The organism is Paenibacillus sp. MZ03-122A (assembly GCF_024213325.1).
GTDB classification, from domain to species: domain Bacteria; phylum Bacillota; class Bacilli; order Paenibacillales; family Paenibacillaceae; genus Paenibacillus; species Paenibacillus polymyxa_B.
This window is the reverse complement of record NZ_JANAVI010000002.1, coordinates 256778-270561: the sequence shown is the minus strand read 5'-3', so window position 1 is coordinate 270561 and position 13784 is coordinate 256778. Positions and strand designations below refer to the sequence as shown.

The 13784-nt window shown below is 49.1% G+C and carries 8 protein-coding genes; 4 read left to right on the top strand and 4 right to left on the bottom strand.

The window, feature by feature from the left end; all coding sequences use genetic code 11:
- The first annotated feature begins 113 nt into the window (after positions 1-113).
- Positions 114-1292, top strand: a complete 1179-nt coding sequence (locus NLX74_RS05170) for an MFS transporter (protein WP_069292038.1) — start codon at positions 114-116, stop codon at positions 1290-1292.
- A gap of 136 nt (positions 1293-1428) precedes the next feature.
- On the opposite strand, the gene NLX74_RS05165 is transcribed toward NLX74_RS05170, so the two are convergent.
- Both NLX74_RS05165 and NLX74_RS05160 read right to left on the bottom strand, forming a co-directional pair.
- On the bottom strand, positions 1429-1512 hold the full coding sequence (locus NLX74_RS05165) for a hypothetical protein (protein WP_254328335.1): 84 nt from the start codon (positions 1510-1512) through the stop codon (positions 1429-1431).
- A gap of 60 nt (positions 1513-1572) precedes the next feature.
- Positions 1573-2517, bottom strand: coding sequence for a helix-turn-helix domain-containing protein (locus NLX74_RS05160; RefSeq protein ID WP_254328120.1), 945 nt, complete (start codon positions 2515-2517; stop codon positions 1573-1575).
- Positions 2518-2683: 166 nt separating this feature from the next.
- Here NLX74_RS05160 and NLX74_RS05155 point away from each other — a divergent pair, with 166 nt between their 5' ends.
- From NLX74_RS05155 to NLX74_RS05145, 3 genes are all read left to right on the top strand, one after another.
- The gene (locus NLX74_RS05155; RefSeq protein ID WP_254328119.1) at positions 2684-4882 is read left to right on the top strand and encodes a glycoside hydrolase family 52 protein; all 2199 of its coding nucleotides are present in this window, start codon (positions 2684-2686) and stop codon (positions 4880-4882) included.
- A 35-nt stretch (positions 4883-4917) separates the two neighbouring features.
- Entirely contained in the window at positions 4918-7086 is a 2169-nt protein-coding gene (locus NLX74_RS05150; RefSeq protein WP_254328118.1) for an alpha-glucuronidase family glycosyl hydrolase, read from the top strand.
- Between the two features lie 307 nt (positions 7087-7393).
- Positions 7394-10984 carry a family 14 glycosylhydrolase gene (locus NLX74_RS05145; RefSeq protein WP_254328117.1) on the top strand — a complete coding sequence of 1197 codons (3591 nt, stop codon included), beginning with the start codon at positions 7394-7396 and terminating at the stop codon, positions 10982-10984.
- Between the two features lie 120 nt (positions 10985-11104).
- Here the strand turns inward: NLX74_RS05145 and NLX74_RS05140 are convergent, their stop codons facing one another.
- Positions 11105-12133, bottom strand: coding sequence for an NADH:flavin oxidoreductase/NADH oxidase (locus NLX74_RS05140; protein ID WP_254328116.1), 1029 nt, complete (start codon positions 12131-12133; stop codon positions 11105-11107).
- 319 nt (positions 12134-12452) lie between these two features.
- Positions 12453-13757 (bottom strand): ABC transporter substrate-binding protein, encoded by a 1305-nt coding sequence (locus NLX74_RS05135; protein WP_254328115.1) that lies wholly within the window; start codon positions 13755-13757, stop codon positions 12453-12455.
- Between the last annotated feature and the right edge of the window lie 27 nt (positions 13758-13784).

Here is a 13784-nt window from a genome sequence, read left to right as displayed (position 1 = left end):
ATTATTATTATGTACTATTTCGAATATTGCCTTATTATTTTATGATTTAATGAAATATTAGCATGCAAAATCAAGGACGTAAAGCAGGAAGACGTGGAAAGGGAATGAAACCAATGAAATATAGTAAGCCCCTGCTTTTCATTGCGCTTGGCCTATTTGGTGTATACACGATTGAGTTCGGTGTGGTTGGCATTTTGCCGGTCATCATTGAACGTTTTCATATTACGGCAGCTCAGGCCGGGTTTCTTGTCAGTTCATTTGCATTGATCATCGCGCTGTTCGGTCCCTTCATGGTGCTATTGATGTCCAGGTTTAACCGCAAGCGAATCATGACAATGTCGTTGTTTGTTTTTGCCATAACAAGCTTGCTGTCAGCCTATACATCCAACTTTTATCTACTAGTGATTTTACGTATCATTCCGGCTCTGTTTCACCCGGTGTATTTCTCGCTTGCCTTTGTCGCTGCCACTGCGTTGTATCCCCCGGAAAAAGCAACGCAAGCTTCCGCCAAGGCCTTTCTCGGCACGAGCATGGGAATGGTACTCGGTATTCCAATTACAGCCTATATCGCCAATCAATTTTCATACGAGGCCTCCTTCTGGTTTACTGCGGTAGCGAATGGGCTTGCAGGGATCGGTATTTTATTTATGCTGCCGGATACACCGCAAGCCGAAATGTTCTCCTATCGGAAGCAGCTTGGCATTTTGCGTAAAGTATCGCTGTGGCTCAATATCGGGGCGGCTACTTTTATTTTTGCAGCCATGTTCTCGGTGTATAGCTATTCTGCCGAATATTTGGGACAAAATACAGGGATGAGCAGCAAGGTTATCAGTTTTCTGCTTATTATTTTCGGCATCGGCGGAATGCTCGGCAATCTGTTGGCTGGCAAGCTCATGGGCTTGCATAAGGTACGGACCGCTCTTTTTCATCCAGTAGTCTTGGGGGGCACCTATTTGCTGTTGTACGGGATCAGTTCTTCATTTATCCCTACGCTCTTCATCATTATCGTGTGGGGGGCCGTTCATACCAGTGGACTGATTGTCGCCCAGATTTGGGTGATTGATGAGGCCAAAGAAGCTCCCGCGTTTGCCAACAGTCTTTATATCTCGTTTATTAACTTAGGGGTATCACTGGGCTCGCTGGCAGGGGGGTGGTTTATTGCCAGAGCGGGGATCCATGGGACGCTGTGGAGCGGTTTGCTGTTCGCCATGCTGGCGATGGTATGCATCGGGTCTAAGTTGATTTATCCACGTATTTTGCGAAAATATAAAGGATTAGATGTGCAAAGCTAAAGAGTTGCAAGAGGGCCAAGCCTGTTTTCATAAAAAATCGGTTCAACACTTTGTATGGTGTTGAACCGATTTTTGTTTAAAGATTGATTCCTGCCTGTCGGATTGGATCATGCCCAGCGATCACGATGCTTGCCCCTTACTGTGCTGCTTCTATGGCTGTTGCCAGCCCTATACCTGCACTGCCGCCAATCACGACGACACGTTGATTATGTAAATTCATATTATTCTCAGCTCCTTTATAAGGATTATATCGTAACTATTTTTTTAGACATACTCATTTTTATTCGTATGGGCTTTCCTGTACCGTGCTTTTGCGATAGGATGTCGGCGATTGGCCCGACCAGCGCTTGAACTGTCTGCTAAAATGCGCAATATCCCCATAGCCGAGCATATCGGCAATTTGTTGCACCGACCATTGCGGATCAGCCAACAGCAACTTGGCCTCATGCAGTACAAGCCCGGATAGGTATACACGGGGAGATACGCCGAAAACGCTACGGAATACACGATTACAATGGGACACGCTAATACCTAGCTCGGATGAAATCCCCTCAATCCCATCCTGTTTTTCCACCGATCCAGCCTGTCCATAAGGCTGATTTACTCTGCCCTGAAGACGACTGGCAATCTGATGGGCAAGCTCTGCCTGCACATATCCACGCCCCGGCAGATGGGCCGCTTTACTGGATACAGCCTCCCACAACGTTGCGAACAGTTCAAACACAGCAGATTGAATTCGCATACGCTTTGCCACCGAATCACTACCTATTTCTATGTCTTCTGGCGTTGAAAGATCGAGCAGCTTGCTCAACGCTGGTCCCATCTGACCTGCCACGGTGCCTTCAGCTGGAAACAGCACCTGCTCCAGACGACTCAGGAGCGAGAGAAACAGCTTATCATCAATGTCGAAATGCATACAAAAATACGTAAATCCCTCTCCGTTACTATGGCTGGAGTGGACAATCCCCGGGCGCAGCAGCACCAGATCACCCTGTCGCTGGGTATAGCTGCAACCATCCACAACCATGATCTGTTCTCCCGCAAGCACGATGTTAATTTCATATTGAGGATGCTCGTGTGGCGGATAGCTCCACTCTCTTCCGACACTTCGTGTATGAATGGCAAACAAATTGACCGTGGTCCGTACATCGGGAAAAAAGAATTCCTCTCCGGCAGTTGCAAGGTCTGGATGATGGGGATGCTTCGGTAAACGTGGTGACGACATGTTTTCCCTCCTGACTTACTTACATGGATATACTCCAGTATATCGCTTTCCGCGCGATTTGGATAAATAGTTGCGCGATTTGACAATGGTTCCCCGCCACATGACATGCTAGGCTCTAAGTGAAGTTAGTCAAAGTTAAACCTTACTATGAAAGGGGTTTCATTATATGTCGAAAAATATATTTTATAACACACAGCATGCACCGATCGGTTCTTTTTCCAGCTTTACGCTTGGGTTTAAGGGCAATCGCGGCGGACTTGGTTTGGAACTGGGCAAGCCTGCCGATGAAAATGTATATATCGGGCTGCAATCCAGAGATGGCGAAGCATACGAGGCGCTTCCCTTTTTTACATCCACACAGGATGAAAGCGCCCGCTACGACGTGGAGAAAAAGGGTAAACGAACGGAACCACAGCTTATGGCCTTTGCCGATTCAGACATTACCCGTGATCTAAAAGCAGGAACGGATACATGGCAAGCTGGTGATTTGACGTTCCGGCTGTACTCTCCTGTTCGCCCGGTGCCCGAGCCGGGAACCGCGGGTATGGATGAGCTGCGAGCAGCGTTGGTTCCGGCGGTATTCGCTGAGCTAACCGTCGATAACACGCAAGGAACTGCAGCACGAAAAGCTTTTTTCGGCTATCAGGGCAGTGATCCGTATAGCGGCATACGCATTATTGGAGAAGATCCGCGCAGGGACGCTACGGATTCTACCCCATTGGAGGGAAGACTCACAGGCATCGGCCAAGGGCGCAGCACAGCCATTGTGACCAACAGCAGTGAAGCAGTACCTGCCAGCGGATTTGCAATGGAGAAGCTGCTTGGGGAGACCATGGCTGAGAATTTATCCTTTGGCCTGGGCGTGACGGGTGCGCTTCTGATGGACGTTCCCGCAGGTGAGAAGCGCACGTATACCTTCGCCATATGCTTCTATCGCGGCGGCGTCGTAACGACAGGCATCGAAGCATCGTATTACTATACCCGGCTGTTCAAGGATATTGAAGACGTGGGGAGCTATGCGTTGAAGCATTTTACAGACCTGACCGCAGCCTGTGTTCAGGCTAATCGCTGGATGGAGTCGGCCGACCTGAGCCCGGATCAGGAATTTATGCTCGCTCAGGCGATCCACAGCTACTACGGCAGCACCCAACTGCTTAGTCACCAAGCGGATGGAGAACCGATCTGGGTTGTGAACGAAGGCGAGTATCGGATGATGAATACACTCGATTTGACAGCAGATCAGCTCTACTATGAATTGATTTTAAATCCATGGACGGTGCGCAACGAGCTGGAGTGGTTTGTCCAAAGGTACAGTTATCGGGATGAGGTACGCTTTCCAGGAGAGGAACAGACCTATCCGGGTGGTATCACGTTTACGCATGATATGGGCGTGGCCAACGTGTTCTCCCGGCAGGGATACTCCTGTTATGAGCTGGCAGGGATTGACGACTGCTTCTCTTACATGAGCCATGAGGAGCTGGTGAACTGGCTTTGCTGCGCAACGGTATATATCGAGCAGACACAGGATCAGTCATTTACAACACGCATGCTGCCTGTCTTGTGTGACTGCTTCGAAAGCATGCTGCGGCGGGATCACCCCGACCCGGCACAACGAAACGGCTTGATGGGCTTGGACAGCTCTAGAACCCGGGGAGGCGCAGAAATTACGACCTACGACAGTCTGGACGTATCTCTGGGTCAGTCCCGCAACAACATTTATCTAGGCAGCAAATGCTGGGCGGTATATGTTGCACTGGAAAAAATATTTGCCTCAAAAGGGCTTAACTCCCTCTCACAGGAGGCTGGCTTACAGGCGGACAAATGCGCAGCCGCAATCACAGCACATATGACAGACAAGGGCTATATTCCTGCAGTTATTAAGGAAGGCAATGACTCGCAGATTATTCCTGCCATTGAGGGGCTGATCTTCCCTTACTTTACAGGATGTGAGGCTGCGCTTAAGCCTGATGGACGGTTCGGTGGATATATCCAAGCACTGCGGCGCCATTTGGAAACTGTACTGGTACCGGGAGTTTGTCTGTTTGAAGACGGAGGCTGGAAGCTGTCCTCGACCAGTAACAACTCCTGGCTGAGCAAAATCTATCTGTCACAGTTTATTGCCCGCGAGCTGCTGGAACTGCCTTGGGAAGAAGCTGGGCAGGCCGCAGACGCTGCCCACGTCTCATGGCTCCTTCACCCTGAAGAATCCTATTGGTGCTGGAGTGATCAGATACTGTCCGGTATTGCTCACGGCAGCAAATACTATCCACGCGGAGTTACCGCCATTTTGTGGCTATATGAAGGCAACGGCAACCGTCTGACTCTCCCTGAACATATGAGTCAGGATCAGGAACAGCATGTCTGAGGATCATTTTCACCTGCCCAAAAGGAGGCTCCAATATGAGCAAGCTTATGGATATGTCAAAAGAGAGCGGCTATGCTGCTTGGCTGCATTACAGCCGCAATAGTAAGGTAGAAAAGCTGCCCGCTTGGTGCAGGGTCATCGTGGTCCATGAGACAGATGAAGTGCTTCAATCGGCTGCGAGTGAGCTTCAGCACGGATTGACCTCCATGTTTGGACAGCAGCCGAAGATCAGCGCCGTTCCTGTGAATGCGCCATTCATTGCGCTGGGTACGTTCCCAGCGCATCCTTTGGTCGCAGAACGATTCAGCGCAGAGGAACAGGCAGAAGTGGGTGCAGAAGGCTACCGAATTCGCGGGATAGAGATGCCAGATCCGGCATATTCAGCTTCGCATGGTAACGATGAGTTCAAAGGACAATACGTTACAGTCGCAGGGCAGACCTCCAAAGGCGTATTGTACGGAGTCTTTCATCTGCTGCGCTACCTGCAGGGAGGACTAGATGGGAAGTTGAAGCCCACCACCGAATCATTGCACGCCCCCATTCTAGACCAATTATCCAACCCTGTTAATCCCATCCGCATGATCAACCACTGGGATAACATGGATGGTAGTGTTGAACGTGGATATGCGGGCGGATCTATTTTCTACGACAATAATGCCTTTACTACAAATATGGAGCGCCTGCGTGACTATGCCCGTCTGCTCGCTTCTATAGGCATTCAAGCACTATCCATCAACAATGTGAATGTCCATCAGGTAGAGACCGAGCTGATTACAGATAAATTCCTACCGGATGTGGCTAAAGTAGCTGCGGTGTTTCGCGCCTATGGCATACAGATCTACTTGAGCATTAACTATGCCAGTCCTATTCAGCTCGGCGGGTTAACCACGGCCGATCCCTTAGAACCTGCTGTAGCTAAATGGTGGCAGGCCAAAGCCCAGGAAGTTTACGCCGCCGTTCCCGATTTGGGTGGTTTTGTGGTCAAAGCCGATTCCGAAAATCGGCCTGGACCGTTCAGCTACGGGCGCCATCACGCCGATGGAGCCAATATGCTGGCAGATGCGTTGCAGTCCTATGGCGGACGTGTGATTTGGCGCTGCTTTGTCTACAACTGCAAGCAGGACTGGCGCGATCGCAAGACGGATCGGGCTCGCGCAGCCTTTGACCATTTTAAACCGCTGGATGGACTGTTTCGAGAAAATGTCATTTTACAGATCAAAAATGGTCCCATGGATTTTCAGGTACGGGAGCCTGTCTCCCCCCTATTCGGTGCGCTGGAATCCACTCAGGTACTGCTGGAATTTCAAATTGCGCAAGAGTACACCGGCCAACAGAAACATCTATGTTACCTTGTTCCGCAATGGAAGGAGGTATTGGATTTTGACACCTACGCCCGAGGAAAAGGCTCCACCATCAAGCGTATCGTGAGTGGCGCTTTGCATTCTCCCAAGCATACCAACTATGGAATAGCCGCTGTATCCAATATCGGTGCAGACACCAATTGGACCGGACATTTGCTCGCCCAATCCAATCTTTATGGCTATGGTCGGTTGGCTTGGGACCCGGACCTGTCCGCAGACGAAATCGCTGATGAGTGGGTTCGGCTGACGTTTGGCAGACAAGGGAATAGCGACGGCGACACAGATTTAATTTCTAGCATTAAGCAGATGCTGCTCGATTCATGGAATATCTACGAATCCTACACCGCCCCTCTCGGGGTCGGCTGGATGGTCAGTCCCGATCATCACTATGGGCCGGATGTAGACGGGTACGAATATTCTATGTGGGGCACCTACCATTTTGCTGATTGCCGGGGGATCGGGGTAGATCGCACGTCCGCAACCGGAACGGGCTATGCAGGACAATATTTTTCTCCCAATACTAATATCTACGAATCTACGGACACCTGCCCGGATGAGCTGCTTTTATTCTTTCACCATGTTCCTTATACACACTTGCTCCACTCCGGCCAAACTGTCATACAGCACATTTATGATACCCATTTTGAAGGTGCAGAACGTGCAGCCCATCTCCGAGACACATGGGTTAGTCTACGAGGACAACTGAATGATGCCATGTATGAACAGGTGCTGGAGCGGCTGGAGCATCAGACTGAGCATGCCAAAGAATGGCGGGATCGGATCAATACGTATTTCTACCGTAAAAGCGGCATTGCCGACCAGAAGGATCGCCCTATTTATTAAGCAAGCTGCCTCGGCAATACTTTCATACAGACTGGAACAAGGCTTCTCTACGCCTAGATTCGCTTTCTCCTATACTGGCATTGTCTATCCACACATCATTAAAAGGCATGCGTCTTACTCAGACCTATGCCTTATTTTTTTGCCTGGAAACTTTTAAGCACACGGTTGCTTACGTAAAATGTCATATTTGTCCACTCTGAGTGTGCAATAAATTCTTCTTTTTATGCAACCGCTTGCTTTATACTATTTTTGTAGACGTTTACAAAATGTTGTCGAATTAGACTATGCTTTGGGGAGGATGATCGGTTTGACCTTGTATCGAAGTCTATGGAAAAAAGGGTGTATGCTTCTACTAAGCCTTGTGCTGTCTCTGACCGCCTTCATTGGCTCACCCTCTAATACGGCGAGCGCTGCGGTTGCAGATGATTTTCAGGCTTCCGTTATGGGACCGCTGGCGAAAATTAATGACTGGGGTTCCTTTAAAAAGCAACTGCAAACGTTGAAAAACAATGGCGTGCATGCCATCACTACCGACGTCTGGTGGGGCTATGTGGAGAGCGCAGGAGACAACCAGTTCGATTGGAGCTACTACAAGACCTATGCAGATGCCGTGAAAGAAGCGGGACTGAAGTGGGTTCCTATCATCTCAACGCATAAGTGTGGAGGAAATGTGGGAGATGACTGCAACATCCCACTGCCAAGCTGGCTGTCGAGCAAGGGCAGTGCAGATGAAATGCAGTTCAAGGACGAAAGCGGTTTTGCCAATAACGAAGCCCTCTCTCCATTATGGAGCGGGACTGGTAAACAATATGACGAGCTATATGCCTCATTTGCTCAAACCTTTGCTAGCTACAAAAGCATCATTCCCAAAATTTATTTAAGCGGTGGGCCCTCTGGAGAATTGCGATATCCTTCATACTATCCGGCAGCGGGATGGAGTTATCCTGCACGGGGCAAATTCCAAGCCTACACTGAAACAGCCAAAAGTGCGTTCCGCACGGCCATGAATGAAAAGTACGGATCAATGGACAAGATTAATGCAGCATGGGGTACCAAGCTGAGTAGCCTTAGCCAAATCAATCCGCCGACCGATGGGGACGGATTTTACACGAATGGGGGATATAATTCCACGTATGGAAAGGATTTTCTGTCGTGGTACCAAAGTGTGCTTGAGAAGCATTTGGGCGTCATCGGAGCAGCTGCACACAAAAACTTCGATTCTGTGTTCGGTGTCCGTATCGGAGCCAAGATTTCCGGTCTGCACTGGCAGATGAACAATCCTGCCATGCCGCACAGCACAGAACAAGCGGGTGGATATTATGATTACAACCGTCTCATTCAGAAATTCAAGGATGCCGATCTAGACTTGACATTTACTTGCCTGGAGATGAGTGACAGTGGCACAGCACCGAATTATTCGTTGCCGTCCACCCTGGTTGACACCGTCTCCTCCATCGCGAATGCCAAGGGTGTTCGCCTGAATGGTGAAAATGCACTCCCGACAGGCGGCAGCGGCTTCCAAAAAATCGAGGAGAAAATCACGAAGTTCGGTTATCACGGGTTTACGTTATTACGCATCAACAATCTCGTCAACAATGATGGCTCACCAACCGGTGAGTTGAGTGGATTCAAACAATATATCATCAGCAAAGCCAAGCCTGACAATAATGGCGGTACAGGCAACAAAGTAACGATATACTACAAAAAAGGCTTCAATTCGCCTTATATTCACTACCGTCCGGCTGGCGGAAGCTGGACTGCTGCGCCTGGTGTGAAAATGCAGGATGCCGAAATTAGCGGCTATGCCAAAATTACCGTCGATATCGGGTCTGCCTCCCAATTGGAAGCCGCTTTTAATGATGGCAATAACAGCTGGGACAGCAACAACACCAAAAACTACTCCTTCAGCACGGGTACTTCTACGTACACGCCCGGTAACAGCGGCAATGCGGGAACGATCACATCTGGCGCTCCAGCGGGTACGATTCCCGGGGATGGCGGCGGTACAACTAACAAGGTAACGGTATACTACAAAAAAGGCTTTAATTCGCCTTACATTCACTATCGCCCTGCCGGCGGAAGCTGGACTGCTGCGCCTGGTGTGAAAATGCAGGATGCCGAAATTAGCGGCTATGCCAAAATTACCGTCGATATCGGGTCTGCCTCCCAATTGGAAGCCGCTTTTAACGACGGCAATAACAGCTGGGACAGCAACAACACCAAAAACTACCTTTTCAGCACGGGAATTTCTACCTACACACCCGGCTTGAACGGAGCTGCAGGATCTATCCGAACGGGGGCACCTTCAGGAAGTGCCGTCAGCGTAGTGACTTCCACCTACGCAACCGACCTCAACGAAGTGGCAGGGCCTATCCAAACAGAAAAACTTTCGGGTGTATCCTTAAACGTAAGCACTTCTACCTACACACCCCATGTTAACGGAGTTGAAGTAACTGCTCAAACGGAGGCGCTTTCGAGCGCCTTCACTCCTATAGATCTGAATACCCTCTCCAAGCCCACTCCCCTTGGCACAGACTGGAGCAAACAGAGCATTTATTTTATCATGACAGACCGTTTCAGCAACGGAGATACATCCAACGATAACTACGGTGGCTTCAATTCCAACAACAGCGATCAGCGCAAGTGGCACGGTGGCGATTTTCAAGGTATTATTAACCAACTCGACTACATTAAAAATATGGGGTTTACCGCCATCTGGATTACTCCAGTAACGATGCAAAAGAGCGAATACGCTTACCACGGCTATCATACGTATGATTTTTATGCGGTAGACGGACATCTCGGTACCATGGACAAGTTCAAAGAGCTGGTTGGTAAGGCACACGACAAAAATATCGCTGTTATGCTGGACGTAGTTCCCAATCACACCGGCGATTTTCAACCTGGGAACGGCATCGCCAAGGCTCCCTTTGACAAAGCAGATTGGTATCATCACAATGGCGACATTACAGGGGGAGACTACAACTCCAACAACCAATGGAAAATTGAAAACGGTGATGTGGCTGGACTGGATGACCTAAATCATGAAAACCCCGCTACCGCAAATGAGCTTAAAAACTGGATCAAATGGCTGCTTAATGAGACAGGCATTGACGGACTGCGGTTGGATACCGCCAAGCATGTACCGAAGGGTTTTCTAAAGGATTTTGACCAAGCCGCCAATACCTTCACCATGGGTGAAATTTTCCATGGCGACCCTGCTTATGTGGGGGATTACACCCGATATCTCGATGCCGCATTAGATTTTCCGATGTATTATACAATCAAGGACGTGTTCGGACACGATCAATCCATGAGAAAAATCAAGGAGCGCTACTCCGATGATCGTTACTATCGCGATGCCCAGACCAACGGTGTATTTATCGACAATCATGATGTAAAACGTTTCCTGAATGACGCCTCCGGCAAGCCGGGTGCTAACTATGACAAATGGCCACAGCTCAAAACTGCCTTAGGCTTTACTTTGACCTCACGCGGGATTCCTATCATCTATCAAGGCACCGAGCAAGGCTTTAGTGGCGGAGATGATCCTGCTAACCGGGAAAACGTTGTGTTTAACGCCAATCATGATCTGTATCAGTACATCGCTAAGCTGAACTCTGTGCGCAACAGCCACCCTGCCCTGCAAAACGGGAGCCAAAAGGAAAAATGGGTAGACGACTCCTTTTACAGCTTCCAGCGCTCTAAAAACGGCGACGAGGCCATCGTACTTATCAACAACTCATGGAGCAGTCAAACTCGCACGATTGGCAACTTCGACAATCTGTCCAACGGTACCCGTCTGACCAACCAGCTGAGCAACGACTCCATTCAGATTAACAACGGTTCGATCACCGTGACTCTCGCTCCAAAGGAAGTTAAAGTTTTCACCAAATAAGTTACACCGAATATTCAACACTGTACCATCTGTCCATAAAACAAAACAGGCACCTGACGAAGCGTACACTTCGTTGCAGGTGCCTTGTTTATATATAAACAACGTGGGGTTACTTAGGCCTCAGTAGCCACGTTGATATTGTTCAGGTATGGAAGGCTCCTCGCCGTGCAGCGTCACTGCTGCATGAATCGCCCAATATGGATCGCGCAGCAATCCGCGTCCCACAGCGACCAGATCGGCATCCTCGTTGCCGATAACGGACTGCGCCAAGGCTGGGTCATCCAACGAGCCTACAGCGATCACCGGGATGTTCAGTGCCTCGCGAATTTGGCGTGCGAACGGCACTTGATAGCCCGGATAGTTGCCCGGCTTTCTGGCGCCAGCAGGGCCTTCCCCGCCCGAGCTAACATGGATCACATCTACGCCTGCAGCCTGATATGCACGGCTCAGCTCAATGGCATGATCCACATCGTACCCACCATCTACGTATTCCACCGCGCTGATGCGTAAGATTAACGGCATACCCGCTGGCATTTGCTTGCGTACAGCCTGAATGACTTCAACGCCAAAACGGGATAAATCCTTACCGTACTCGTCGTCCCGCTTGTTTGTAACTGGCGAATGGAATTGGTGAATCAAGTAACCATGTGCCCCGTGCAGTTCAATCGTATCCACGCCCGCTTGAACTGCACGCCGGGTAGCGTCTGCAAATTTCTGCACCATGCCACGGACTTCCTCCGTCGTAAGCGCGCGTGGCTGTTTATAATTCGCATCCGGGTATGCAATCGCGGAAGGAGCAACTGGCTCAGCTGCATCCTCAGCTTTACGGCCCGCGTGAGCAATCTGGATACCTACCTTGGACCCGTGCGCATGAATGCCGTCAACCAGCTTCTTATAAGCTGGGACATGCTCGTCTGACCAAAGACCCAGATCATAATCTGTAATCCGTCCATCCGGTTCCACGTCCGTCATTTCTATAATAATCAGGCCCGTGCCTCCAATAGCCCGGCTCAGGTAATGGACATGATGCCAATCATTCGGAATCCCGTCCTTGGCTGTCACCGAGTATTGGCACATCGGGGGCATCACCACACGATTCTTTAATTCCAAATCTTTCAGTGTATACGGTGTAAACAACGAATTCGTCAAAACGTTCATCTCCTTTTTATCTTCGTCACATAAACGAAAAATACCCTTCAAATTACACGGTCTATTAAAAACATAATCGGCATAGTCCAAACGGAATAAAAGAGATTCCCTCAACGGGGGATCTCTCACATTTGCAACTTGCAGTCATTATGTATGTCGTATGGTGTAGATATATTGCACACAACCTATTATCCACAACTCAATAACTTTTTGCAAGTAAATATTTAAATATTATTAAATATTTTTTTATCCATCCCCTCTCCGCCTCCTAGCTATAACACAAAAAGACGCCCTTACGGACGCCTCTGCGGAACCAATCTTATTGTGCTGAACCTAATTGCACCCATGCCTTCTCAATCTCTGCAACCGCCTGATCCTTGTTCATGTTACCGCTGATATATGCCTGCATCAGCTCACCAAATTTTTGGTGGAACGTATCCAGCGAGTAGTTAACAGACAGATCACCGGACTTCGACGTTTTCAAAATACTTTCCATTTCCTTAGGCATTTCCAGATCAGGAAGCGGTGCATCCTTAATTGGAGGAATCACCTTCGCTACCTGGGAGAACCAGTTCTTACCGTATTCCGAAGTGTACAGCCAGTTGAAAAATTCAATCGTTTCCTTCGATACTTCTGAATCCTTGTTGATACGTAGCGCCTGATCTGCACCGGTAATGATGACCGATTGATCCGCTTTGTCACTCACCGGATATCCCATGATGCCAATCTTGAGATCAGGGTTAATTTTCTTGATTGCTTCCTCATCCCACGCACCTTTACCGGTCATAAATGCAGCTTTTCCGGATGCAAAATCACTTACTTCCGCATTGCTGTCTCTTTCCAGTGGCTTATCTGTGCCATGTTTCACCGTCAAATCAATGAAGTTAAAGAAGTTGTTGTACAGCACGGGGTAGTCCTTGATCTTTGCTTTGCCTGCGATAAAATCACTAACGAGCTGTTTCGGTTCCACGCCCGCATCCTGCGCGGCAGCATCTACATAGTGTTGGAAGATATGTTTCCATACCCACCACTCTTTATATGCGTTGGCAAATGGAGTAATGCCCTTCGCCTCTAGCTTGGTGACCGCATCCTGCATTTCTGCAATCGTCTTCGGCGGGGAGGTTACCCCAGCCTTGGTAAGCAAATCCTTATTGTAAATCAGCGTAAACAGGTTCCCTTTTACCGGGAGTCCTAATACTTTGCCGTCACTGGAGCTCATATTCGCTCGAACAGCATCCGTCATGGCTGCTGCCAGCGGCTCATTGGTCAGATCAGCGCTATAATCCGCATACGTGTCGATGTCGCCTCCTGCCGTCGTTTGGAATACATCCGGTGTACTACCTGAGGCTATTTTCGACTTCAGAATCGTGTTGTAGTCTGCCTGCATGATCTCCAGATTGATCTTCACGTTAGGTTTGACCTTCTTATACTCCTCGATATACGCGTTAAAAGCATCGGTATACTCTGGTGAAGCTGTGAACATGTTTATTGTAACCGTTTTCAAATCTTCTTTGCCGCCAGCACTTTCCTTCGACGCATCCGTGCCGCCGTTGCTTCCACATCCGCTCAACAAACCGACCGTCAAAAGCAAACTGCCGGATAACGCCATCATCTTCTTTAACATGGATACTCCCCCATTTGTTTGTGATCA

Coding starts and splice junctions, on each gene's coding strand:
- NLX74_RS05170 (WP_069292038.1), top strand. CDS start 114: ATGAAATATAGTAAGCCCCTGCTTTTCATTGCGCTTGGCCTATTTGGT.
- NLX74_RS05165 (WP_254328335.1), bottom strand. CDS start 1,512: ATGAATTTACATAATCAACGTGTCGTCGTGATTGGCGGCAGTGCAGGT.
- NLX74_RS05160 (WP_254328120.1), bottom strand. CDS start 2,517: ATGTCGTCACCACGTTTACCGAAGCATCCCCATCATCCAGACCTTGCA.
- NLX74_RS05155 (WP_254328119.1), top strand. CDS start 2,684: ATGTCGAAAAATATATTTTATAACACACAGCATGCACCGATCGGTTCT.
- NLX74_RS05150 (WP_254328118.1), top strand. CDS start 4,918: ATGAGCAAGCTTATGGATATGTCAAAAGAGAGCGGCTATGCTGCTTGG.
- NLX74_RS05135 (WP_254328115.1), bottom strand. CDS start 13,757: ATGTTAAAGAAGATGATGGCGTTATCCGGCAGTTTGCTTTTGACGGTC.